This is a genomic window from Tenacibaculum aiptasiae, assembly GCF_008806755.1.
GTDB classification, from domain to species: domain Bacteria; phylum Bacteroidota; class Bacteroidia; order Flavobacteriales; family Flavobacteriaceae; genus Polaribacter; species Polaribacter aiptasiae.
On sequence record NZ_WAAU01000024.1, the window covers coordinates 1 to 23,806 of the forward strand.

Here is a 23,806-nt window from a genome sequence, read left to right on the forward strand (position 1 = left end):
GAAAACATTAGTCAATTAGAATTTTGGAACTTAAAAGGAACAAACAAAACAACAGTTACATTAACTTGGGATAGTCAAAGTGATATTACAGCTATAACTAACAACGTAGAAGAATTAAAAGTTGTTGGTTGGAGTAAAACTGAAAACAAATGGATGGATCTTGGAAGCAGTAATGTATCAGGTAACTTAACTTCCGGACAAGTAACTTCTAACGAGTTTATCCCTAATGATTATGAAATCATCACTATAGGCGCTGGTGTAGCTAATGGAAAATTAGATGATGTAAACATCATATTCACTCCTAATGGAGATAGCACTAACGAAACTTTAGTATTTGAAGGATTAGAGCAGTATAACAAAAGCGAATTAGAAATTTATAACAGATGGGGAAACCTTGTTTACAAAACAACTGATTATAAAAACGATTGGAATGGAAAGTCTTCTGGAAGAGCTACAGTAAATGCTAACGATGATTTACCAGTTGGAACTTACTTCTACACTTTAAAGTTTGGTAACGATACATTAAGTAAAACACAAAAAGGATGGGTATACATCCAAAGATAAAAACAAATGCAACACTTAAGAGACAGCTCTCTTAGGTGTTGTTGGATTATAACCAAAATCAGGATCAGGTAGTTCTATATCTAATTGGTTAATAATAAAACCAATACTTGCAAAATGATGTATTGCATGACTATGAGCTTGTGCCAAAGCACTCGCTAAAGTATAATTAGTAGTCACTTTACCTGTTCCCAAATCATCAGTAACAGAAATAATTTTATTAAAATCAGCAGGATTCAATGAATGTAATTGACAAATTACACTATTAAAATATTCAATACCCGCTGCTGTTTTTTCTTCCGCTAATTGATTACGCTCTCTATTAGAAAAATCCACACATTTACTATCTAAACCACTGAAAATGCACGCAAAAACATCTAAGATATGACGCATATTTGCTCCTATACTTGAATAGTAAGGAGGTACATTCTTATTACTATATTGTTCATCGGTAATAGAATTTAATAACTTAACTCCTCTTTGTAAGTTTTTCTCAATTGCATCAATCATTTGTTAATCTAAATTTTCAAGTGTGTCGTATAAATATAGAGCTTTTTACAAGTACTCATAAAATATTTTTGTAAAATTTATCAAACAACTCATTATCAACTAAATAAAACTACATATTCCCTATTAAAAAGCTATTAGGATCAATTACTACTATTTTTTGGCACGCTCTTTGAAAATTATACATCAAACGCGGAGGCCGAAAAGCGAACAGAGTAAGCATAACCCTAAAATTAGCAATTATGAGAACAGGGATACTTTTTTTATTAGCAATCATGTCATTAGCAACAGTAAACGCTAATAACACAAACAAATCAACTAGCAAAATTGGGGTTACAAATCGCTATGATGATGTAGTTACCTTCGTAGAAAGAGGGGTACAATTTCATGTATTTTTAAATGGTGATTTTGACTTTAACACTCACTATAAAAACACTAGGTATGTAGACTATTATGGTAGACGCACTAGAGTAAACCGTGGTGTTAGAATTGAACGTGACTTCAAAGGTAGAGTAAGACGTGTAGGTAATACTTTTATAAACTATGATAGCAGAGGAAATGTAAAACGAATTGGTAGTGTTTATATAAGGTATCGTTTTGGACAATTATCTAAAGTAGGTAATTTAACAATTAGATACGATCGTTGGGGAAATCCAAGATTTTATGGAAATGTAAAATTCGATGAGTACTGTGGAGATGACGTATATTATAATGACAACATAGATATAGATATTAATATCGGAGGTGTTTTTGATTACGATGATGTATATTTCTATAAAAGAAATTTTAGAAGAAACTACCGTCAATTTAAAGAAGATAATGACTTCTATTATTACAGAGCAGTACCAAATGCAAAAATCGGTAAGAGAAGTAGAATTATTAAAAGACGTAAACAAAGAAGAAATCACAATGACGATTTATACTTCAAAGCAACTCCAGAACAAAAAGGGAAATCAAGAAGAAATAGATAAGAAAAAAGCCTCATCATTTGATGAGGCTTTTTTTATTGATTAAGCTATTAATTATTTAGCAACATTAACAGCTCTTGTTTCTCGTATTACAGTTACTTTAACTTGCCCTGGATACGTCATATCATTTTGAATTTTTTGCGAAATATTAAATGATAATTCAGCAGCTTTAGCATCGTTTACTTTAGCACTCTCAACCATAACTCTTAATTCACGTCCAGCTTGAATTGCATAAGCTTTTTGAACTCCATTAAATCCAAAAGCAATGTCTTCTAAATCTTTTAAACGTTGAATATAAGAATCTAATACTTGTCTACGAGCACCTGGTCTAGCTCCAGAAATAGCATCACATACTTGTACTATTGGCGATAATAAACTCTTCATTTCAATTTCATCGTGGTGCGCTCCAATTGCGTTACACACATCTGGCTTTTCACCATATTTCTCAGCCCATTGCATTCCTAATAATGCGTGTGGCAATTCACTTTCTGTTTCTGGCACCTTACCAATATCGTGTAATAAACCAGCTCTTTTAGCAGCTTTAGCATTCAATCCCATCTCAGCAGCCATAATACCACAAAGGTTAGCTACTTCACGAGAGTGTTGTAATAAATTTTGCCCATAAGAAGAACGATATTTCATACGTCCTACAGTTTTAATTAACTCAGGATGTAATCCGTGAATTCCTAAATCAATAACAGTACGTTTACCAACTTCTATGATTTCTTGACCAATTTGCTTCTCGGTCTTCTTTACAATTTCTTCAATTCTTGCTGGGTGAATTCTTCCATCAGTTACCAATTTATGCATTGATAAACGAGCAATTTCTCTACGAACTGGATCAAAACAAGATAAGATAATTGCTTCTGGTGTATCATCAACAATAATTTCAACTCCAGTAGCAGCTTCTAAGGCACGTATGTTACGTCCTTCTCTACCAATGATTCGCCCCTTAACATCATCAGATTCTAAGTTAAAAACAGACACACAGTTTTCTACAGCCTGTTCTACTCCTACTCTTTGAATAGTATTTAAAACAACTTTTCTAGCTTCTTGTTGAGCTGTCATTTTTGCCTCTTCTACAGTGTCTTGTACAAAAGACATTGCATCAGCTTTAGCTTCATCTTTTAACGAAGCTACTAATTCTGTTTTAGCATCTTCAGCAGACAAACCTGAGATTTGCTCTAGCATTTCTACATGACGCTTGTGAAGCTTATCTAATTCAGTTTCTTTTTTATCTAAAAAGTCTAATTTATAATCTAAATCCCCTGCTTTTTTCTCAAGTGATTTATTTAATTTTTTATTCTTATCTAATTCTGAAGAAACTTGACTTTCTTTATCTCTTATTCTCTTTTCTACGTCAGAAACTTTCTTTTCTCTTGATAAAATTACCTTTTCGTGTTCAGATTTTAATTCTATAAACTTTTCTTTGGCTTGTAATATTTTATCCTTTTTTATTGCATCTGCTTCTACTCTTGCTTCTTTTACAATATTCTTAGCCTCTTTCTTAGTCTCTTGAATTAATTTATTAGCGTTAGATCTCTCTAACATTTTAGCAATAAAGAACCCTATTGCTACCCCTATAATCCCTGCTAATACAGGGAATAATATTCCTTCCATAATTTTGATTTGATTGTATAAAAAAACCTACATTAATAGGGTTTTATAAACTCCAAAAAACAAGTTTAGGACTAACTGGCTTATCAAGGATCCGAATAAATCGGCATGCTTTACTAACCAAGACTCATCCTTTCTAAATAAATAGTGTTGAGTTTAACAAACAATGTACTAATGTAGGCAGTAATATTAAATTTATGTATTTTAAAGAACGTTATAAATGATCTTCTAACAACTTAGTCAATTCATTTATTTTATGTAATACTTCGGTATTTTCTTTAGTATTTGTTAATGATACTATTTCTGCTTTAGACGCATACTGCAATGCACACATTGCCAACACATCTTGTTTATCTGCTACCGCATAATTTTGTTCAAACTTAGCAATCAATTCATTAATGTCTTTTGCAGCTTTACGCATTCCTTCCTCTTCATTTGTGTCTTTCACACTTAACGGATACGTTCTACCAGCAATTACTACATTAACCTTTATTTTTGCCATGTAAAGAACTTTTTATGAATTCAAAAGAGTAATACATTTATCAATCTCTCGAACTAAAGCATTTATTTTGAGTTTTGTTTCTCTCGTGTTTTCGTTACTACCTTCTATAGTTTTTGCAACTTTAAGCAATTTATATTCTTCATCTCTTGCTTTTAATTGTTGCTCTTTCTCTTCTAATAAAATATGTAACTTAGCATTATTTTGAAGCAGAACCTGATTTTCTTCTTTTAAAAATTCATAATAAGAAAGTAGTTTTTTTAACTTATCTTCCAGTAAATGAACTGCTTCTAAAGGGTTACTCATTTAATTTTTAGAATAAAACTATATCTACAAAGTTATTAATATAGATTTTAAATCGCAACTCTTTTGCTATATTTTACTAAAACACTAGTAATTAAGCGTCTAACTCTTTGATATTATTTTAGTATTTTTGTTTAAAACTGTTATCATTTGAAATTTATTTTCTCTTTCTTTTTAAGCTTCGTTTTTTGTTTTAGCTACGCGCAAAAACAATATCCAAAAAACTATTTTTCAGCACCTTTGAAAATTCCTATTGTACTTTCTGGTACTTTTGGTGAATTAAGAAGTAATCACTTTCATTCTGGAATTGATATTAAAACTCAAGGCAAACAAGGAATTCCAATATATGCTCCTGCCGATGGATATGTATCTCGTATCAAAGTAAAGCAATATGGTTATGGTAAAGCCTTATATGTAAAACACCCAAATGGTTATACTACTGTATATGGGCATCTTAAAAAATATGCACCAAAAATTCAGAAGTATGTAAAAGCTATACAGTACAAAAAAGAAAACTATAACACTGGAAACCTTTTTCCTAAACCAGAAAAATTTCCTGTAAAAAAAGGAGATATCATAGGTTATACTGGTGATACAGGAAGTTCTGGAGGACCTCATTTACATTATGAGATAAGAAATACAAAGACCGAACACATTATCAACCCAATGCATTTTGGTTTAACTGTGGCCGACGATAAAAGTCCAAGTATCAAAAAATTAATCGCCTATCCGCTTAATGATAATTCTCGTATTAATAATTCATCATTAAAAACTCTCATATCGTTTAAAAGTATAGGAGACAATAAATTCATCAGTGAAAATATTAATGCCAGCGGTGTAATTGGTTTTGGAATTAGTGTTTTTGACAGATTAAATGGGGCCTTAAATAAAAACGGTATTTATAGTTTAGAAATGAAAGTAAATGGTAGTAGAGTTTATTACCACGATGTTGAAACTTTTTCTTTTGCTGAAAGTAAATATATCAACTTACTAATAGATTATGAACACTACAAAACCTATAAGAATAGAGTTCAAAAAACTCATAAGGTAGAAGCTAACAGATTAAACCTTTATGAAGACTTAGTAAACAATGGTAAAATAAATATCGAAAAAGGAGCTAGTTACAATATTGAGATTATTGCCAAAGATTTTAAAAACAATACATCTTCGTTAACTATTCCAGTAAAAGGAGTAGAAAGTAATTTAGTTTTCATACGAAAAGATACTACTAATTACAAAGTAATAGCCAAAGACTTTAATAAATTCACGCATAAAAACATAACTATAGCTTTTCCTAAAAATACATTCTATGAAGATTGCTTCATTGATTTTTCTTTAGATAACGGAATTGCTAAAATTCATAACCCAACCATTCCTCTTGACAAAAGATATACATTAACATTTGAAACATCATTTTTAAATGAAGAACAAAAGCAACATGTATATATTGCAAATGTTACCAATCCAAAATATCCAAGATACGTTTCAACTAGAAAAAGAATAGATAAGGTATTTACCACCACCAAAGTATTAGGTGATTATACGTTATTATTCGATAAAGTAAAACCAACCATCCAATCCTATAATTTTAAAGATGGACAATGGATTTCTAAAAACAAAACTTTAAAATTAAGAATAAAAGATCGCGAATCTGGAATAAAAAATTATCGCGCAACTATAGATGGTAAGTGGGTTTTAATGGAATACAACCATAAAAAAGGCATTCTTACTTACGATTTTTCCGATAAAAAGTTGGTAGGTAGCAAACATCTTTTTAAACTTGTAGTATCTGATAATGTGGGAAATACTAAAACTTTTTCCGCTACATTTTTCAAAAAAAATAAATTATAAAACCCTTGAGAAAACTACTTTTATTACTACTGTTCCCTTCATTAGTTTTTGCACAAAAAACAGTGATTGTAAAAGGAAAAATTACAAACAAATATAACATACCCATTGAAGGAGTAGCAATTTCCTACTTATCAAAAGGTACAACTACTAAAGCTGATGGTACTTATCATTTTACCATTCCTATGCGAAAAACGGTTGCGGTAACTTTTAGCCATGTATCGTATAAATCAGTTGTAAAAAAGTTTACCTCAAGAGGTCGAAAAGTTTTTAACTACTCCCCTACTTTAAACTTCAAATCTCAAGAATTAGAAGAAGTAGTTATAAAAAATCTAAAAAAAGAAGCTCAAGGAATTACTAAAATAGAAGCAAAAAAAGCAACGACTATTTTAGGTGCCAATGCTGGAGTAGAAAATATTTTAATGACACTTCCTGGGGTTAGCAATAACAATGAACTAAGTACCCAATACAATGTTCGTGGAGGAAACTTTGACGAAAACCTAGTATATGTAAATGGAATTGAAGTATACCGTCCTTTTTTAATTCGTTCAGGACAACAAGAAGGATTGAGTTTTATAAATCCGCATTTAGTACAAAATATTAATTTTTCGGCAGGAGGTTTCCAAGCAAAATATGGCGATAGACTTTCTTCTGTCTTAGACATTACTTATAGAAAACCTAAAGATTTTGCGGCCAAATTAGACTTAAGCTTATTAGGAGGAAGTTTTTCTATTGAAGACACTTTTCTAAACAATAAACTAAGTGCAATTGTGGGTGTTCGTTATAGAGACAATAGCTTATTTGTAAATAGTAAACAGGTAGAAGTTAATTTTAGACCTCGTTTTACAGATGTACAAACTTTTTTATCGTACAAAGCTACAGATAAACTTACCTTAAATTTATTAAGTAACTTCTCCTTAAACGATTATAACTACAAACCTTTAACGAGAAAAACTCGTTTTGGTACCCTTGCCAATCCTTTAGAGTTGATTGTTTTTTATCAAGGACAAGAAATAGATCAGTTTAAAACACTTTTCGGAGCTTTTTCTGCGGAATATCAAGCCAACGAAAACTTAAAAATTACAGGAACAGTTTCTTCATTTAACACCCAAGAAGAAGAACATTTCGATATTGCTGCTTCCTATAACTTAGGTGAAGTTGATAGTAATATTGGTTCTGAAAGTTTTGGCGAAGTACAATTTTCTCAAGGAATAGGATCACAAATCAATCATGCTCGTAACGATTTAGACGCGTTAATTAGTAATGTTCAACTTAGAGCAACGCTAAAAGATGGAAAAAATGAATGGAGAGCGGGAATAAAATATCAAACAGAAAACATTAAAGATCGTATACGTGAATGGGAAGTAATCGACTCTTTAGGGTTTTCGGTACGCCCACCTCATCATACAGGAAATAATCAACCTTACCAACCTTTTACTGGACCTATTGAACCTTTTAGAAATGTTAGTGCAGAAAACGAAGTAGATATTAATCGTTTCTCAGGATTTGTTCAATTTAGTAGAAAAACAAACTGGGGCGATCATCAGGTTTGGATGAATATTGGTGTGAGGGGACAAACTTGGAAAGTAAAAACTGCAACAAGTAGTAGTGATAATCAATTTATTTTTAGTCCAAGAGCACAATTTGCTATAAAACCAGATTGGGAAAAAGACATGCTTTTTAGAATTTCAGGAGGATGGTATTCTCAACCTCCTTTTTATAAAGAACTACGTGGTTACGATGGGCAAATAAATCCGAATGTAAAAGCTCAAAAGTCTATCCACCTTGTTGCGGGTAATGACTATAGTTTTATACTGTGGGAACGTCCATTTAAACTAACTACAGAATTATATTATAAAGACTTGTCTGATGTTAATGCTTATTCTGTAGACAATGTTCGTATCCGATATCGTGCCGATAATGTTACTAATGCCTATGCTTATGGTTTAGACATACGCTTAAATGGTGAATTTGTTCCTGGTAATGATAGCTGGGTAAGTTTTGGGTATTTAAAAACAGAAGAAAACATTAATAATAGAGGTTATATTGCAAGACCTACCGATCAACGTTTAAAATTTGGTGCTTTATTTCAAGATTACGTACCTAATTTACCAGATTTAAAAGCGCATTTAAATATTGTTTACAATACAGGATTGCCTGGTGGGGCTCCTGCCTATGCTGATGTTTATCAATATCAAACTAGATTAGACGATTATAAACGTGCAGATGTTGGTATTTCTTATGTATTTGCTGATGCTAATAAACAACACAAAACTGGTTTTTTAAAGAATTTCAAAGAGTTTACTGCTGGTTTAGAATTATTTAATGTATTTGATATACGTAATTCAATTACCAATACATGGGTTAGAGATGCTTATAGTAAAGCACAATACGGAATCCCTAATTTTATGACTGGTAGAGTTTTGAATTTTAGAGTAGGAATGCAATTTTAAGTTTCTCTTTATTAGTCAAACTAGATAAATAATAAGGAATAAAGTTCCTCATAAAAAATTGCTCTGAATATGAAAAAGATTATCTTTTTAACATTAACTTTAGTTATAACTAATTCTTTTAGTCAGAATACATTAAATGGAATTGTATTGAATTACGAAACTAAAAAACCTATTGAATATGTAGATATTTACAATAATTACAATTTCACTTCCACAAACTCTGAAGGTAGATTTTCGTTTATTTCAAAAAATGATTCAATTAAAGTTAGATTAATTGGCTATGAATCAATAAATACAACTTTTAAGAAAATAAAGAATGATACTATTTTTTTAAAAAGTAAGTTTGAAGAATTAGATGAAATTATTTTAAGTAATACAAATCCGATTATAAAAATTTACAAATCTGTTACAAATAACTATCCCTCCAAACCATATTCGGAAACATTTTTTTTAAGATGTTATATAAGAAAGAATGGGAATTTATTAAAGATTCAAGATTTAAATGGTATAGTAAATCGAAAAACACTTTTTGGTACATCTGAAAATCCAATGCCTAAAAAAAACTATACAGTAAATATTCAAAATGTAAGAAAAGTAGGAATTTATGAAGAAGGTGTTTATTTTAAGATGTATAATTTGAAAAAAATATTAGATGAAATTGGTGGTATTGGTCTTAACATAAGGGAATATAAATTCAATGAAAACATATCGAAAGATAAAAATTTAGTAAAATATTCTTTTTCCCCTAAACTTAAAAGTAGTCAAAAAAATGAAGGCTACTATCTTGTGAATAAAAATGACAATGCTTTTACTGAATTTCACCTAAAACAAGTAGATACTTCAAGTTTATATACCAAAAATAGAGATATTAAATTCCGAACAATCAATTATCAAAAATCAATCTTCTTTAAAAAGAACATAAATTGGAATAAATATTTTATTCATAAAGCTAAAATAAACGCTGAAACAGAAGTTATTGATAAAAATGGTGTAAAAACAATTTATGATGTAAAATATTTATTTGTTGTCTTAGAACAAAACAAAAGAAAAATTAACAAAAAGCATTCGCTAAAAAAAGACATTTTTAAATTTAAAAAACCTTTCAATTCTGAATTCTGGAAAAAACAAGAATATTTATTACTTACAAAGGAAATGAATGATTTTGTAAAAAAAATAAAAGGTTCTAATAATGAATTTAAAACTACAACTAATATGAAAGAATAATACTCTTGAAATATATATAATCAAAATTATCATAAAATAAAATTCACTGGATTTAGTGAGCATTAATTCTTAACATAAAGTTAGTTACTTTAGACTCGAAACTGGCAATTTTAAAATCTCTGGCTGCGATTTCTTAAAAATTCAAAAAATGAAATTCAAATCTTTCCTATTAACATTATTATTCATTACTCATTTTATTCATTCTCAACAAACTGAAATTTCAGAAGAGCAAAAAGATTTCATATATAAAATGAAGTTCGATATGACAAAAAAATTATTTGAAAAACCTAAATATAATTTTAAAAACCAAAAATTAGATCTTAATAAAAAATTAATTAAATCAAATAAAACAAAAAAATTAATTATTGAAAGTATTAATTTTTTTGAAAAAAATGCTAAACTTAAAATAATTAATGAAAAGACAAAAAGTATAAATCTAGTCTCAAATTTTCCTAGCAATTTTGTAGTAGAAAACCCTAATATAATTTCTATAGAACTTTTAGAACTTAAATTATTAGGAAATAACAATACTCTATTAAAAACTTTGAATGCAGAATCTACCTCTTTTGGAACATATATAATTAAATCTAATCAACTGAGTTTTGATTCCAAATTTGACAAAAACTTGACAGGAGAAGTTTCTTATCGTATAAAATTCATAACTAGTTATTCTTCAATCAAAGTGTCAAAAAAAGATATAGGGAAAACAATTAAATTAAGTAATGATGAATATAAACTTATTGATCTTTTTGAAAATAAATTAATTTTAAAGTCTAATCTGAATGAAAACTCAACGATAAATGACTTAGAAATTAAATGTATTAGCATCAATAAAAAGGGAACAATGGAACTATTTTCTCAAAATTCCCCTGCATCATCACTGTTAATAAAAAAAGAAATATATCACCTCTTAAAAGAAAATAAAAATTTCAATATTAAGGTTTATAAAAACAAATTACCTTTCCAAGAATTAATGGATAATAAATTATCAGGTAAGTATATTGTCCTAGAATTACCAGCTCCAATAGAAAATGAAGTAATACTATATCAACCTATTTATGGAGTGAATAAAACTATAAAAGTAAAATTATAGTAAAAAATATTATGAAAATAAAATTGATTTGTTTGTAATAGTATATATCCTAATTTAGATAGATTTCACTTCATTTAAACTCACTTAGAATTAATCCCTTTCATACTTAATCTAAATATTAAAGTGTATTATTCCTTTGTTAATTCCTGTATTTCATTAGATAAAAACCTTTTATAAAATTTTAGTTATTTAAACCATTTAAAAGTTTTAAAGTCTATTAGGATAGAATAAAACTTTTAGATATGAATAAATTAAATTTAACATTACTATTTCTTATAAGTATTGTTTTTCTTTCTTGTAATGAAAACAATAATTCCCCTGAATCAATTGTAATTGCCAATTTTGAAACTGAAATACTATTAGGCGAAAATCAAGCGATTGTAGCTCTTACTAATTTATCTCAAAATGCAACTACCTACAAATGGTCATCATCTGATGGAGTAATTGAAAATACTACAGACGATAATACTTCAATTTATTTTAAAGAGAATGGTACTTATCAAATTACATTAGAAGCATCTAATGGCACAAGTTCAAACACTAAAACAATTGATATTACTATTGATAACATTACTAATAACGGATATATCCCCTATCGTTACCTCGAAAACGATGGCATCTTTATGTATTATGAAACTGACAATATAGAAGTATACAAAAGCTTAATTCCTGATGAATTTAATATGCCAAGTCGTATGATTGTCTTTGCTTTCTTTAATGACTTTTATAAGTTAGATTTCGGAGCAACACCTTATAAAGAAAATGCAATATCAATACTTGTTGAATATCAAGGTGAAGAATTTTTTCATTGTGTTTATATGCCTGTAACCGATGAACACTCAATGAGAGCTGGTATTATTGGGCTAGGCTTACCAAAAACAATAGGAAATATTAATTTTTTCAGAAACACTCCTCTATATGATGGATATGCAAAAAATCAATTAGGTGGTACAATGAATATGAGTATCAATACTGAAAATTATAACATAAATAACGATGTTAAGCAGGAAATGATTAATCTACAATTATTAAAATCTCTACAAATTAGAAATGGAAAAATAATAGTAATTGGAAACACAGGTGGCAATGAAAATAGTGTTATTCAAACCGCTAATCAATATCCGAATTTGATAACATTAAAATTCGGTAAACCATCAATTACAACCAATACCGATGCTATTTCATTTAACCATCCTTTAGATTTAAAACCATCTCGTATAATTGGTGGCTTCTATCTTAAAAATACGATTCCTTTTGGGTTAACAGGAAATGCTTTTTAAGATTTTAATAAAACACTATAGGTAATATGCTATATTTCAATGATAATTCTATTTCATTTTAGAACACAATTATTACCCATAACTCATGAAAATTGCTCTCTCTTAAGTGAGCAATTTTCTTATGTAACTAGGATTACAAAAATATTCTAGTATGATAAATTGTTATGAATTTAAAAAACTTTTGAGGAATTATAATATTCTCTTTCTTTATATTGCGTATCATAAAAATTGAAAAAGATAAATGGAACTTATTTTATTTAAAGTTGCACATATAAACAAGTCACGTAACAACCTAATAAAAAATGTGTAAAGAAGATTTAAAAATACATTTTTGTACATGCTCGAAAAAAGAGATAATTAATATTGATTTCGCTGATGAAGTTGTAAAATTATATGAATCAAAGAAAAGTGAATCACTCATGGCAATATTAAATGAGGATGAATCATATATTGACACCTATTTCAAATGGACTCTCTTTTCTTTTCATGAAAAAGTAAGTGAGCATAGTGTTATGGGAATGATGATTTATCCAAAAAACAAAATTAATAAAGAGCTTACAATTGATAATATTGACAAAGCTTTAAATTCAGATAATTGTTTTGATTTTGAATATAAGCCTCAAGAAAAAGATTTAATTAGAATAGAAGAGAAATATAAGTTTATTGAATTGAAAAATAATCCTCGACCAAAAATAAATGGATATATTTCTTTCAGGTTTGAGAACGGAAAATGGGAATTTGGTAGATATCCAATGCACTATATTCACAAAGAAACTGAAATGGGAAAAATAAAAACGTTGCACAACAATCTATAACCGCAATTACTGCGGATTCGACTAAGTCTGAATCCACTCGATATTACCAACACCTATACCAAATCGAAAATTAGCGCATATTAACCTGTAAATAAAGGTTGTATGCGACCATTACCTACAATTAAAAAAATGAACAAACCTACTAAGATTTTACTTCTGATACTAACTGTATCACTTTTTACAAGCTGTAATTTTATTAATAACGCATTTACCTACAAAGACATTACTAAGGAATTTGTAGAAGCTCTAATAGAAGAAGATTATGAAAAAAGTATGAACTTTATGGCAATAGAAAACGAAGCCTTTAAAAATACGAATATAGATACGTTAAAAATAGGTTTAAGAAATTTTCAAAATATAATAGTAAAGAATTTTGGAAAAGAGTTAGACTTTAAGTTTATTACAGCTAAAAAAACTTTATCGACTGTAGCAGGAAAAAGTACTGCACCAAACACCACTTTAGCACAAATCGAATTTTCAAATGACACAGAATTTGGAGTCTTCGAAATTACTTTTGATGATGATTCAAATAAAATATTATACATCAAAACACTTAACATAAAAGAGAAAATTCCGAATATGACTTTGTTCTGGTTATTTGGGATTTTAGCAATTTGCATTCCGATTTTTAATATTTGGATAATTAGAAAAATTAGGAAAAGTAATCTAAAGAAAAAATGGCTGAAATATATTGCTGTGATTTCCCTAAATGTTCCAGCAATAACTTATAGTGCTGTTTATGGACTTTCTTTTAATTTATTAAGTTTTCAAATACTATTCGGAATTAGCTTTTCATATATGGGATATTTAAGTTCAGTTTGGACTTTTGGAATACCATTTGGTGGATTATATTGGTTATGGAAATTGAACAAAAAATCGAAAAATGAAATAATAACAGAATAAAAAACTGTTAGTAACACGATGTATAAAAAAGCTAGTAAGTACTTAACCGAAAGATTTGTATATATTAAGAAAGTCTGCCAAATTAAAAATTTGGTTTAAAAAAATTGATAAATTAAAAACAAAATATAAAAATTAAGTTTTGTGTTAATCCGAAAAGATAACGTCTTTTTAGACGATACGTTTCATACACAAGACCATTGGTAATAATAAAACTCACTATCATGAAAAAAATTAATCTTGTAGTAATAATTTGTCTTATTCTTCTTTATTCTTGTCAGAATAATGATGAAGAGGAATTAAAAGTTTTTCCTGTTGAAAGGATTAATTCATCAAATCCGAATCCTAATCCAGCTTCTATTCCAGTTATGAATGGAACTATTCCTTTTATACCGGGAAAAAATACTCCACAGGATGCAACTTACAGAATGTATTTTGATACATCTGAAACCCCTACCACAGTATTTGATTTGAAAATTCCTGAAAAAAAATACACTAACCTAAAAATTAATACAGCTTATTATTGGAGAGTTGAGACAATAAGTAATAAAGGAGAAGTTTTGGCAAGCTCTCCTATATGGAAGTTTATTACAGGAAATACAATTACAGTTAGAACTCAAAGTGATTTAACACTTTTAGGTAGTAATAAATATTCTAAAATAGAAGGTATATTAATTATTGGAGATCTTATTAATCTCAATGGCTCAGTTCCTCCTTCAACTGACATTAGCGATTTATCACCTTTAAAAGAATTGAATCATGTTTTTAAACTTGTAATCAATAATAATAATTTACTTAAAAACCTCAATGGATTGTCAAATCTTAAAACTATTTATGACGACTTATTTATTGGACAAGGTCAAGATTTAAAAGGAGGAAATTCATCTTTAAAAGACATTAGTGCTTTATCAAATATAGAATCTTTAGGTGGAACACTAATAATCTATAACAATGATAATCTAACTAGTTTGACAGGTTTAGAATCTTTAAAATCAATAAGTCAAGATTTAGTAATTGATAACAATATGAAACTAGATAATTTTTGTGCTCTTAAATTACTTTTTGATAATTCAGGATTATCTGGAAATTATTATGTTAAGGATAATAGTTTTAACCCTACAAAAACAAATCTAATAGATGGAAATTGTAATTAATTACTATTGCAACACCGTATAAAATTAATTGCTAATTTTTAGACAGTTTACGAAAATCTTCGCGGACTTTTTATCTGTCATTTATTTACTACTTTATTACTTAAAACACACAACTAATCTTATACAAACACGTTATGCCTACTTCTAATGATAGACTCTAAAACTGGAAATATCAGTATAAATAATACATTGACATTGAAACCTAATTTTAGATTTCAAGAAATCAAAGACTTAAAATTAGGAGAGCCCCAAGAAACTAGGGAAATGGGAACTGAATGGAAATGGATTGACATTAAAAACCTAAAAATTGAAAACGAATATTATTTGTTTTCTCTTGGGTTTAAAAACGAAAAGCTCAATCTTATTTCTTTCAATGTTGATATTAAACCTTTTGAATTAGATTCAAACTGGGATTCTTGGACTGAAAAACAAGAATTAAAGAAATATAAATATTTCAAAAAATGGCTGAACTTAAAAGTAAGTAAAGAAAGTGAATTTGATTGAGGAAGTATTTCCACATCATATGATTTTAAAGGAGGTTTTAGCGCTATTAAAATAAAATACAAGAACTAAACACAACAATGACCTTAAGCAACTACTCAACTCCCATACATAACATTAGTAATAATTTAATTTAAAAAAATGTCTACTATATCTGACTATGATAAAATTTCACTTAAGTATTTTATAAGTAATGTGGGAGTGTTAAATGATTTGTCTTCACTTTCTTCAATAAAAAGTATTTATAGTCAAAGAAAGTCATATCAAAATGAAATTGAAATATATAAAACAGATGGTAATTTAAATAAGGTATATCAAAACTTTTATGAATTTTATATAAATGATAAACCTTTATCATTTATACTTGATGAATATTTTGAAAATAAAACACCTATAATATACAATTGGGTAGGAATGATAGGGGCTTTTAGCAAAAAATTAGATTTAATCACAATTAAATTATTACTCAAACAAGAAATTAAAAAAAATGATGTAATAGGTTTATATAAAAGAAATAATAAAACCTTGGATAAAATAATAGAAGAAAATGGTTATGAAATTGATCAATATTTCGAACAATATCAAGATGAAAACATTCACATTTATGGATGTCCTCGATGTGGCGAATTAGATCATGGAGGTTATTTTGTAAAAATAAAAAAGAAAGAGGGATATTATCAATGGGAATTCGGAAATGAAAGTAAGATACCTATTAATTCGAAATATAAATCAAAGAATAACAATGAAAAGGATAAACTAATTATAAAATTTGATGAAGATCAATACACAAAGACATTTTATAATTACATGAAAATGAAAAATATTGTTAATACAATATATAATTAAGTAAAAACAATAGACAAGAATACATTTTTGCATTATTAAACATTACTCATAATATAAAATAAATACTAGAATGAAGAGAATTACAATTTTTTGCGGTTCAAGTTTTGGAACTGATAATAATTTTGAACTTCAAGCAAAAGAACTTGGAAAAAAGCTAGCTCTTGAAAATATTGAATTGGTATATGGTGGGGCAAATGTTGGATTAATGGGAGCAGTAGCTAATGGAGCACTTTCAAACTCAGGAAAAGTGATAGGAGTTTTACCTACTTTTCTTAAATCAAAAGAAATAGCTCATACTGGGTTAACTGAATTAATCTTAGTGGATTCTATGCACGAGAGAAAAACCAAGATGAATGAGCTTTGCGATGGTGTTATTGCTTTACCAGGAGGCTTTGGAACATTGGAAGAACTTTTTGAAATGTTGACGTGGGGACAATTAGGGTTGCATAAAAAACCAATTGGAATTCTTAATATTAATGGATTTTACAATAACCTCATTACTTTCTTAGATCATATGGTTACAATGGGGCTTTTAAAAGAAAAAAATAGAAAAATGGTTTTAATTAGTGAACATATTGATGAGCTTCTTATTAAAATGAAAACTTATCAAGCTCCAACCACTGGTAAATGGATTACGAAAGAAACTACTTAAATTTCAATAAATAACATTATTCATTCATACGAATGAATAATACTCAGTATAATATCTATTCTTTGTATTACAAACTGAAGTTTAGTACATTGAACTCTTATAATGTGAAAAGTAAACTAACTTTTAGCTCATATTAATAAGCTGTGAATTATGTCGAGAAAACAACTAAATAAAACAATATTTGAGATATCTAAAATGGATTGTCCTTCAGAGGAAAATCTCATCAGAATGAAATTGGATGAAATCTCAAGCATTGCTAATTTAAGCTTTGACATAGCAAACCGAAAATTGACTGTTTTCCACAGCGGAAAAATTGACCAAATAGAAAAATCAATTCTTGAACTCAATTTGGGAGGAAAAAAGATCTCAACTGAACAAACTGACAAAAGAGGTTTCAAAGAAAATGCAAACCAGAAAAAACTACTTTGGTCTGTATTGGGAATTAACTTTACATTTTTCTTAATTGAAATGACAACGGGTATAATCTCAAAATCAATGGGTTTAATTGCAGACAGTTTAGATATGCTTGCAGACAGTTTGGTTTACGGAATTAGTTTGTTTGCTGTTGGTGGAACTTTAATTAAGAAAAAACGAATAGCAAAACTGGCTGGATATTTTCAAATAACTCTAGCTGTTATAGGTTTTATTGAAGTGTTAAGGAGATTTTTTGGCAATGAGAAACTTCCTGATTTTTCAACAATGATTGTCATTTCAATTTTTGCGCTCATCGCAAACGGGATTTGTCTTTACATTTTACAAAAATCAAAAAGTAAGGAAGAAGCCCATATGAAAGCAAGTATGATTTTTACTTCAAACGATGTAATTATTAATTTAGGAGTAATAATAGCTGGGCTTTTAGTAAACTGGTTAAATTCAAGTAAACCTGATTTGATTATCGGAACAATCGTTTTTATTTTAGTTATTCAAGGAGCTTTTAGAATATTAAAATTAAGTAAATAGCTTTTTATTCTCTCTAGCTCGTGAGCATTACTCACTCGAATGAGTGAGTATAATTCACTCGTACGAGTGACAATTGCTCATTCGTATGGGTGATATACATTCACTCGTACGAGTGAATCAGTACCACTAAAAATTCATTCCTTGTTATACTTACCGAAGTTTAGTACCTTGAACCCATAAAATTGAAAAAGAAGAATTAGCTACACAATACTACACTTACATTTATTTTGATATTCATGAAAAACTAATGATTAAAGTTTCGTATATAAATAAATGATAATGTATTTGATACCGAAATATGAAAGTAATACACTGGACGCCTAAAGAAAATATAAATCAAATTTTAGAAAAAGGAATTTTAATAACAGATACTTGGATTTCATGTTCTATTCTTACACCTTTTAAAAACCTGAATCGTTGGTGGTTAGATTTCTTATTAAATGACAAAGAATATGTTGGAGTTATATTTGATTTGGAAGAGGAAGACTTTCCTTTAGTTCACAGTCACTGGTGTATTGACACCTATAAAGAATATGACGATAACTACGAAATAATATCGCAAAGAAGGTACAATTTAAAGGAACTACAAATAGATAATCCAAAATCGGTATTCTACAATTTGAAAGAACTAAAACAAGATTATGAGAAGACTATAATTTGGAGGATTGGAAATACAGTAGATAATTCTGATTACTTAGATAAAGATGGAATTTTTAAATCGGATGACAAAAAGATAATTGCATCTGGATTAAAATTAATAAAAACTAATCCTAAAAAGGCTGAAAAGGACTTTTTTGACAATCCAGATTTTATGGAGTTTGTTTTCGAAGATTATCAAGTTTTATTATTTAAGAACATCGATCCAAACAGAATTGAGAAAGTTATTAAATCGAATACAAACTATTCTTATCATAATTTAATGAATGAAATAAAAGAGCATTATAATAGCTTCTAAATATGATTACCATAAATTTGATGACATTATCTCTGGATAAAGGTTATTCCAATACATTCATATATGACACAAATAATTAAATCAAGTTGGAAATGGGATATAAAAGAGAATTCTTTTGGTATAAACTTGGGGGATGATATAGCTGACTTGCTTTCTAGAAATATTATCAGAAAAAATGCCAATAACGGATATCAAAGTGTTAATGAACAAGTTTGGAGTATTGCAGAAACAAACGGAAAAGTAACTTCAATTGCGTTTAGAAGAAGTTTTTTTGAATTTATTAGAGATGACCTTTGGGAATTGGAGTACACTAAATTTGAAAGCGAGCTAAATAGTAAATTAACAAAAGTAAATGACGAATTTAAAGGAGACTCTTTACATGTAGTCTTTAGAGGAAACTTCATCGCAATAGCAATCTTGAAAAGGAGCTAATATAATCTATATAAAAAAGCATTACATATATTTACTATTTAAAAACAATTGAAACTAAAAAAACTTACTACATATTTTGATACAAGAAAACAAAAACTCAGAATTAGCTGATAAAGAAATTACTAATCAAAAACAGAGCTCAAAATTAATTAATGCTTTACTAATTGGTTTTTTAGCAGGCATCATTGTTACTGGACTCATTGCTTGGATTATTGCAAAAAAAACTTGGGGAATTGTTCCAATGATAGCTCCTATTTTTATAATCTACTTATTAATAAAAAAGAAAAAAAACGGTTAATTAACCATACAATCTTTGGTTACTGAACAGCTAAATTTAGCATTGATGAAATATTGTATTTAATGATAATTTAAATTGTTGATTTGAAAATCATTAAATACAATACTTTATTAAAAGTTCCATTTAGAAATAAGTATTATTGTTTCTAAACTTTCCTCCAATCATCCAAAATAAGAATCTCATAGAACCATGAATCGGTTGAACAGAATCCCAATGTTCAGTAATTTCACCATTTTCAACCTTCCATACATCCATAATATTTAATCCTTTTTTAGGATTGCCTCTGTGTTTTTTATTATTTGTTGCATGAGAGTGCACAATTACAAATGGTCCATCTACATACATATGTTTTACATCGTATATATAATCTGGATAACGCTTAGCAAAGTTAGATACTACTTCTAACACTCCTTTTAACCCATCAACCATGCTTTGATTATGCTGCTTGTATTTATGGCTACCATACTTCTTTTTTACATATTCAAAATTATGATTATTCATAATATTCTGTACAAAGTCTACTACAACCTCAGCGTTTTCACATTCCTGATTTGTCCAATTTTCTCTTTTAAATCTGTTTAAATTAATCTCAAAAGTTTCCATTTTATTAAATATTTACATTAACTTGCATTTCGCAAGCAAAGATAATTATTCACTTGCAAAAAACAAGTAAACATGAAAAAAAACACAAATCGTTCAAACTGCCCTATTAGTTACGCTCTTGATTTACTGGGAGATAAATGGAGCTTACTAATTATTAGAGACCTCGTTTTTGATCAAAAAAAATTTTATAAAGAATTTCTACAATCAAAAGAAAAGATAGCAACTAACATATTATCTGATAGATTAAAAAGACTTGAAAAAGCTGGACTTATTGAATCGAGAGTTTATGAGAAACTAAGAACTCAAAAGGTATATTCTTTGACAGAAAAAGGAAAAGACTTAATACCTGTTTTAGTTGAGCTTATCCTATGGTCTGTAAAGCATGAAGAGGGATTAGCTGTTACTGAAGAGTTTGTTCAAAAAGCTACTGAATACAGAAATGAAGTCGTTCAAAATATTACATCAAACTTAGAGTAAGTCTAATGATAAAAAATTCATATCAGTAAATGAAAACTAGAACAGCTAAACCAACAAATTATAAAAAATGGTCATTCAAACTATTTTTATATTTAATTATAATAAATATTGTAATAGCATATTTAGTTATAAATTATATTCATTTGGTTCATGATTCTTCAAGGTTTAATCAAAATATAGGAATTTTATCTATTGTTGGAAACTTGATTTTAATAGCAGGTATTGTTTTAACAATTCTAAGTCTAGTAAATAAAGAAGAAAAAAATTATCAATTTTATATTTCTATTATTGGCTATCCCATATTCATTATTCTAACATTTTTATCTTCTTTTTAAGGTCAATTAGAATAAATAAACAATAAATTAAAATGAACTTTGAATTAAATAAATCAATAGAGGTTTTAGAAAAAACACCTCAAGTTTTAGAAAGCTTATTAAATGGTTTGTCTAAAGAATGGATTGTAAATAATGAAGGTGAAAATACTTGGAGTCCTTATGATATTGTTGGACATTTAATATTTGGAGAAAAAACAGATTGGATGGTTAGAATCAAAACTATTTTAAGCAAATCTGAAAACAAGCTCTTTGAACCTTTTGATCGTTTTGCTCAACTAAAAGAAGACCAAAACAAACCTATTCAAGAGCTAATTAAAGAATTCAAAGCGATAAGAAAAAGCAATCTTAATGAATTGATTTCTTTAAACATTACTACCAAAGATTATAATCTTACAGGAATTCATCCTGAGTTTGGTCAAGTAACACTCAAACAATTAATTTCAACTTGGGCTGTACATGACTTAGGTCATATTGCTCAAATATCTAGAGTCATGGCCAAACAATATACAGAAGAAGTTGGCCCTTGGATAAATTATCTTGGAATATTAAAGTCAAATATTTCTAAAACAAATAAAAAACATGATAATTAATATTTTAAAACATTAATTATCATGCTTACATAATTTTATCTAAATCGTCAATGTTTAATTGTCTCTATTAACAAACACAATGAGACCAATCTAATCCATAAAGCTCTAATTGACTTTGGATATAATAAGCTGGATCTCTCCAACTAGTTCTGCAAAAATCTGCACAACTAAAAAACATTCTTCCTCCTTTAATTTCTTGTTGATCTTTTTTGTTTAGTACTTTACCTAAATCTAAAATTTGTTTTTTCATAATAATATATTTTTAATTACTCAAACATAGATAATTAGCTTTAAATTAAGTAAGAAAAATCCGTAATAATAGTAAGGATATACCTTCAAATACAATTAGAATCTTATCAAAACAGTAACATTTTATAAAATAATGTCGTCTAAATAAAAAGGCTATGAATAAACCTCAAATTAAAAATATCACTTCCAGTGTTGCAAAAAACTGTAAACAGTAATCTTATAACCTAACCTAAAACAATTCAATTTTAATGCTAAAACACCACTACCTACTATTCGTTACAATCTTCCTAATTACACTAAACAGTAATGCCCAATTTTCAAAATGTTCAGATCAAGAAGAATTTCCAGAATTCAAATCTTCTTTATGTACTACAGTAAAAACACCTCTGAACTATCAATCAAATAAAGATCAAACTCTAAATATTTTTGTTAGAAAATTCCCTTCACTAAAAAAGAGGAAAGGCTCTATTTGGCTTATTGCTGGGGGCCCTGGTGAATCTGGTGCTAGTTTTTATCCTTTAATCAATCAATTCTCAAAACTATTTCCGCATTTAGATATTTTTGTTCCAGATCACAGAGGTACTGGATTGTCTAGTAAAATATGTCCTAAACAAGAAAGTATAGATTCACCTAATGGTATTGCTTTGGCTAATAATGAATGGGGACCTTGTTTTGGACAAATGTTTAGTAACAAATCATATACACAAGCTTTTTCTATTACCAATGCAGCTAATGATTTAAGTGTTTTAATGAATCAATTAAGTGGAAAAGGGAAACATTATGTATACGGAGTTTCTTACGGAACTCAATTAGTATTACGTTTACTTCAATTAAACTCAGTTAAGATTGACGGTGTTATTCTCGACTCACTAGTTCCTTTACAAGATGATACAGACTATGATTTGAGTCAAAGATCATTTATAACGAATAATGTTGGACGTGCAGTTTTAGATTTATACAACAAACTAGAACCAAACAATACTGTTTCATTAAACAATCAGTTACAAAACATTCTTAAGAAAACTCAAAACAATAGCGACTTTGCTAAAAAATTACCTAAGCAAGATTTATCTATAATTTTGGGGATGATGTTAGATATTCCTGAAGTTCGAAATAAAATTCCTACGATTATAAAAACATTAGCTAACAACAACGTAGAACCATTAAATACTGCTATTGCTGACATTAGCAAATTTTATACAGAATATGGAGCTAAATACAAAACCTCATCTAACTCTATACCTTTAACTCAGGTAATTACAGGCTCTGAAAATAATTTAAAACCAGAAGCTAAAAAAAGTGACGTTACTAAAGAATCGAAAGGCTTATTATTTACTAGTCCATTGCCTAAACTAATTGCTGAGAATTCTATGCCTACTTATCAACGTGATAACTACTTTTCCAAAGTTCCTAAAAATATGCCTCCAACATTAATCTTACATGGAACATTAGATCCAAAGACACATTACAATGGAGCGCTTCGTCATTATGAAAAAATGGCTAAGAACAATGATATAAAATTTATTAGTGTAAAAGATGCTCCTCATTTTATTGCTTTGTTTGCGCCTACGGCTTTTACCTCAACTGTAACATCATTTATCAACGGTCAGAAGCTAACAAACAAAACAATCATTGATAAAAACACATTGATTAAATAAGTATAAAATTCAATGTTAAAACAAAAGA

At 28.3% G+C, this 23,806-nt stretch carries 27 protein-coding genes and 1 other RNA gene; 21 read left to right on the plus strand and 7 right to left on the minus strand.

Annotated elements, in window-relative coordinates; all coding sequences use genetic code 11:
• Positions 1-564 (plus strand): gliding motility-associated C-terminal domain-containing protein (locus F7018_RS11645; protein WP_150900246.1); only part of this gene is annotated, 564 nt, incomplete at its 5' end.
• A gap of 15 nt (positions 565-579) precedes the next feature.
• Here the strand turns inward: F7018_RS11645 and F7018_RS11650 are convergent.
• On the minus strand, positions 580-1,071 hold the full coding sequence (locus F7018_RS11650; RefSeq protein ID WP_150900247.1) for a DinB family protein: 492 nt from the start codon (positions 1,069-1,071) through the stop codon (positions 580-582).
• Between the two features lie 239 nt (positions 1,072-1,310).
• On the opposite strand from F7018_RS11650, the gene F7018_RS11655 reads away from it, so the two are divergent.
• A complete protein-coding gene (locus tag F7018_RS11655; protein WP_150900248.1) occupies positions 1,311-2,039 on the plus strand; it encodes a hypothetical protein in 729 nt (242 codons plus the stop codon).
• A 51-nt stretch (positions 2,040-2,090) separates the two neighbouring features.
• Here the strand turns inward: F7018_RS11655 and rny are convergent, their stop codons facing one another.
• The 4 genes from rny to F7018_RS11675 all read right to left on the minus strand — a co-directional run bounded on the left by rny (position 2,091) and on the right by F7018_RS11675 (position 4,458).
• Positions 2,091-3,656: a ribonuclease Y gene (gene rny, locus F7018_RS11660; RefSeq protein ID WP_150900249.1), complete on the minus strand. Its 1,566-nt coding sequence runs from the start codon at positions 3,654-3,656 to the stop codon at positions 2,091-2,093.
• Positions 3,657-3,703: 47 nt separating this feature from the next.
• Positions 3,704-3,809, minus strand: a non-coding RNA gene (gene ssrS, locus F7018_RS11665) — 6S RNA.
• Positions 3,810-3,867: 58 nt separating this feature from the next.
• Positions 3,868-4,155, minus strand: a complete 288-nt coding sequence (locus F7018_RS11670) for a cell division protein ZapA (protein WP_150900250.1) — start codon at positions 4,153-4,155, stop codon at positions 3,868-3,870.
• 12 nt (positions 4,156-4,167) lie between these two features.
• The gene (locus tag F7018_RS11675) at positions 4,168-4,458 is read right to left on the minus strand and encodes a hypothetical protein (protein WP_150900251.1); all 291 of its coding nucleotides are present in this window, start codon (positions 4,456-4,458) and stop codon (positions 4,168-4,170) included.
• Between the two features lie 147 nt (positions 4,459-4,605).
• On the opposite strand from F7018_RS11675, the gene F7018_RS11680 reads away from it, so the two are divergent.
• The 15 genes from F7018_RS11680 (at position 4,606) to F7018_RS11750 (ending at position 19,866) form a co-directional block, all read left to right on the plus strand.
• Positions 4,606-6,306 (plus strand): M23 family metallopeptidase, encoded by a 1,701-nt coding sequence (locus F7018_RS11680; protein WP_246175168.1) that lies wholly within the window; start codon positions 4,606-4,608, stop codon positions 6,304-6,306.
• Between the two features lie 5 nt (positions 6,307-6,311).
• Complete coding sequence (locus F7018_RS11685) at positions 6,312-8,756, plus strand: TonB-dependent receptor (RefSeq protein WP_150900252.1); 2,445 nt, start codon at positions 6,312-6,314, stop codon at positions 8,754-8,756.
• Positions 8,757-8,825: 69 nt separating this feature from the next.
• Positions 8,826-9,980 (plus strand): peptidase associated/transthyretin-like domain-containing protein, encoded by a 1,155-nt coding sequence (locus F7018_RS11690; RefSeq protein WP_150900253.1) that lies wholly within the window; start codon positions 8,826-8,828, stop codon positions 9,978-9,980.
• A gap of 148 nt (positions 9,981-10,128) precedes the next feature.
• On the plus strand, positions 10,129-11,073 hold the full coding sequence (locus F7018_RS11695; RefSeq protein ID WP_150900254.1) for a hypothetical protein: 945 nt from the start codon (positions 10,129-10,131) through the stop codon (positions 11,071-11,073).
• A 242-nt stretch (positions 11,074-11,315) separates the two neighbouring features.
• Positions 11,316-12,353, plus strand: coding sequence for an acetoacetate decarboxylase family protein (locus F7018_RS11700; protein ID WP_150900255.1), 1,038 nt, complete (start codon positions 11,316-11,318; stop codon positions 12,351-12,353).
• Between the two features lie 302 nt (positions 12,354-12,655).
• Positions 12,656-13,168, plus strand: a complete 513-nt coding sequence (locus F7018_RS11705; RefSeq protein WP_175578721.1) for a hypothetical protein — start codon at positions 12,656-12,658, stop codon at positions 13,166-13,168.
• A 129-nt stretch (positions 13,169-13,297) separates the two neighbouring features.
• Positions 13,298-14,071 carry a hypothetical protein gene (locus tag F7018_RS11710; protein ID WP_150900257.1) on the plus strand — a complete coding sequence of 258 codons (774 nt, stop codon included), beginning with the start codon at positions 13,298-13,300 and terminating at the stop codon, positions 14,069-14,071.
• Between the two features lie 221 nt (positions 14,072-14,292).
• Positions 14,293-15,222: a hypothetical protein gene (locus tag F7018_RS11715; protein ID WP_150900258.1), complete on the plus strand. Its 930-nt coding sequence runs from the start codon at positions 14,293-14,295 to the stop codon at positions 15,220-15,222.
• Positions 15,223-15,369: 147 nt separating this feature from the next.
• Positions 15,370-15,726, plus strand: coding sequence for a hypothetical protein (locus F7018_RS11720; RefSeq protein WP_150900259.1), 357 nt, complete (start codon positions 15,370-15,372; stop codon positions 15,724-15,726).
• 138 nt (positions 15,727-15,864) lie between these two features.
• Entirely contained in the window at positions 15,865-16,569 is a 705-nt protein-coding gene (locus F7018_RS11725; RefSeq protein ID WP_150900260.1) for a hypothetical protein, read from the plus strand.
• Positions 16,570-16,639: 70 nt separating this feature from the next.
• Positions 16,640-17,221 (plus strand): LOG family protein, encoded by a 582-nt coding sequence (locus tag F7018_RS11730; protein WP_150900261.1) that lies wholly within the window; start codon positions 16,640-16,642, stop codon positions 17,219-17,221.
• 150 nt (positions 17,222-17,371) lie between these two features.
• Entirely contained in the window at positions 17,372-18,181 is an 810-nt protein-coding gene (locus F7018_RS11735) for a cation transporter (RefSeq protein WP_217701376.1), read from the plus strand.
• A gap of 298 nt (positions 18,182-18,479) precedes the next feature.
• Complete coding sequence (locus tag F7018_RS11740; protein ID WP_150900262.1) at positions 18,480-19,136, plus strand: hypothetical protein; 657 nt, start codon at positions 18,480-18,482, stop codon at positions 19,134-19,136.
• A 63-nt stretch (positions 19,137-19,199) separates the two neighbouring features.
• The gene (locus F7018_RS11745; RefSeq protein WP_150900263.1) at positions 19,200-19,568 is read left to right on the plus strand and encodes a hypothetical protein; all 369 of its coding nucleotides are present in this window, start codon (positions 19,200-19,202) and stop codon (positions 19,566-19,568) included.
• Between the two features lie 76 nt (positions 19,569-19,644).
• Complete coding sequence (locus F7018_RS11750) at positions 19,645-19,866, plus strand: hypothetical protein (RefSeq protein ID WP_150900264.1); 222 nt, start codon at positions 19,645-19,647, stop codon at positions 19,864-19,866.
• Positions 19,867-19,989: 123 nt separating this feature from the next.
• Here F7018_RS11750 and F7018_RS11755 read toward each other — a convergent pair whose 3' ends face one another.
• On the minus strand, positions 19,990-20,469 hold the full coding sequence (locus F7018_RS11755) for a nuclear transport factor 2 family protein (protein WP_150900265.1): 480 nt from the start codon (positions 20,467-20,469) through the stop codon (positions 19,990-19,992).
• A 72-nt stretch (positions 20,470-20,541) separates the two neighbouring features.
• On the opposite strand from F7018_RS11755, the gene F7018_RS11760 reads away from it, so the two are divergent.
• Genes F7018_RS11760 through F7018_RS11770 form a run of 3 tightly spaced genes read left to right on the plus strand, consistent with a single transcriptional unit; the run spans position 20,542 to position 21,871 of the window.
• Complete coding sequence (locus F7018_RS11760; protein ID WP_150900266.1) at positions 20,542-20,946, plus strand: winged helix-turn-helix transcriptional regulator; 405 nt, start codon at positions 20,542-20,544, stop codon at positions 20,944-20,946.
• A gap of 29 nt (positions 20,947-20,975) precedes the next feature.
• Positions 20,976-21,281, plus strand: a complete 306-nt coding sequence (locus F7018_RS11765; protein ID WP_150900267.1) for a hypothetical protein — start codon at positions 20,976-20,978, stop codon at positions 21,279-21,281.
• A gap of 32 nt (positions 21,282-21,313) precedes the next feature.
• Positions 21,314-21,871, plus strand: coding sequence for a DinB family protein (locus F7018_RS11770; protein ID WP_150900268.1), 558 nt, complete (start codon positions 21,314-21,316; stop codon positions 21,869-21,871).
• Between the two features lie 67 nt (positions 21,872-21,938).
• On the opposite strand, the gene F7018_RS11775 is transcribed toward F7018_RS11770, so the two are convergent.
• Complete coding sequence (locus F7018_RS11775; RefSeq protein WP_150900269.1) at positions 21,939-22,121, minus strand: hypothetical protein; 183 nt, start codon at positions 22,119-22,121, stop codon at positions 21,939-21,941.
• Positions 22,122-22,368: 247 nt separating this feature from the next.
• Here F7018_RS11775 and F7018_RS11780 point away from each other — a divergent pair, with 247 nt between their 5' ends.
• The gene (locus F7018_RS11780) at positions 22,369-23,778 is read left to right on the plus strand and encodes an alpha/beta fold hydrolase (protein ID WP_150900270.1); all 1,410 of its coding nucleotides are present in this window, start codon (positions 22,369-22,371) and stop codon (positions 23,776-23,778) included.
• The last annotated feature ends 28 nt before the right edge of the window (positions 23,779-23,806 follow it).

Excerpts from the sequence above, each read along its gene's own strand:
- F7018_RS11650 (WP_150900247.1), bottom strand. The coding sequence starts at position 1,071 with ATGATTGATGCAATTGAGAAAAACTTACAAAGAGGAGTTAAGTTATTA.
- F7018_RS11655 (WP_150900248.1), top strand. The coding sequence starts at position 1,311 with ATGAGAACAGGGATACTTTTTTTATTAGCAATCATGTCATTAGCAACA.
- rny (WP_150900249.1), bottom strand. The coding sequence starts at position 3,656 with ATGGAAGGAATATTATTCCCTGTATTAGCAGGGATTATAGGGGTAGCA.
- F7018_RS11670 (WP_150900250.1), bottom strand. The coding sequence starts at position 4,155 with ATGGCAAAAATAAAGGTTAATGTAGTAATTGCTGGTAGAACGTATCCG.
- F7018_RS11675 (WP_150900251.1), bottom strand. The coding sequence starts at position 4,458 with ATGAGTAACCCTTTAGAAGCAGTTCATTTACTGGAAGATAAGTTAAAA.
- F7018_RS11690 (WP_150900253.1), top strand. The coding sequence starts at position 8,826 with ATGAAAAAGATTATCTTTTTAACATTAACTTTAGTTATAACTAATTCT.
- F7018_RS11695 (WP_150900254.1), top strand. The coding sequence starts at position 10,129 with ATGAAATTCAAATCTTTCCTATTAACATTATTATTCATTACTCATTTT.
- F7018_RS11700 (WP_150900255.1), top strand. The coding sequence starts at position 11,316 with ATGAATAAATTAAATTTAACATTACTATTTCTTATAAGTATTGTTTTT.
- F7018_RS11705 (WP_175578721.1), top strand. The coding sequence starts at position 12,656 with ATGTGTAAAGAAGATTTAAAAATACATTTTTGTACATGCTCGAAAAAA.
- F7018_RS11710 (WP_150900257.1), top strand. The coding sequence starts at position 13,298 with ATGAACAAACCTACTAAGATTTTACTTCTGATACTAACTGTATCACTT.
- F7018_RS11715 (WP_150900258.1), top strand. The coding sequence starts at position 14,293 with ATGAAAAAAATTAATCTTGTAGTAATAATTTGTCTTATTCTTCTTTAT.
- F7018_RS11720 (WP_150900259.1), top strand. The coding sequence starts at position 15,370 with ATGATAGACTCTAAAACTGGAAATATCAGTATAAATAATACATTGACA.
- F7018_RS11725 (WP_150900260.1), top strand. The coding sequence starts at position 15,865 with ATGTCTACTATATCTGACTATGATAAAATTTCACTTAAGTATTTTATA.
- F7018_RS11730 (WP_150900261.1), top strand. The coding sequence starts at position 16,640 with ATGAAGAGAATTACAATTTTTTGCGGTTCAAGTTTTGGAACTGATAAT.
- F7018_RS11735 (WP_217701376.1), top strand. The coding sequence starts at position 17,372 with ATGTCGAGAAAACAACTAAATAAAACAATATTTGAGATATCTAAAATG.
- F7018_RS11740 (WP_150900262.1), top strand. The coding sequence starts at position 18,480 with ATGAAAGTAATACACTGGACGCCTAAAGAAAATATAAATCAAATTTTA.
- F7018_RS11745 (WP_150900263.1), top strand. The coding sequence starts at position 19,200 with ATGACACAAATAATTAAATCAAGTTGGAAATGGGATATAAAAGAGAAT.
- F7018_RS11755 (WP_150900265.1), bottom strand. The coding sequence starts at position 20,469 with ATGGAAACTTTTGAGATTAATTTAAACAGATTTAAAAGAGAAAATTGG.
- F7018_RS11760 (WP_150900266.1), top strand. The coding sequence starts at position 20,542 with ATGAAAAAAAACACAAATCGTTCAAACTGCCCTATTAGTTACGCTCTT.
- F7018_RS11765 (WP_150900267.1), top strand. The coding sequence starts at position 20,976 with ATGAAAACTAGAACAGCTAAACCAACAAATTATAAAAAATGGTCATTC.
- F7018_RS11770 (WP_150900268.1), top strand. The coding sequence starts at position 21,314 with ATGAACTTTGAATTAAATAAATCAATAGAGGTTTTAGAAAAAACACCT.
- F7018_RS11775 (WP_150900269.1), bottom strand. The coding sequence starts at position 22,121 with ATGAAAAAACAAATTTTAGATTTAGGTAAAGTACTAAACAAAAAAGAT.
- F7018_RS11780 (WP_150900270.1), top strand. The coding sequence starts at position 22,369 with ATGCTAAAACACCACTACCTACTATTCGTTACAATCTTCCTAATTACA.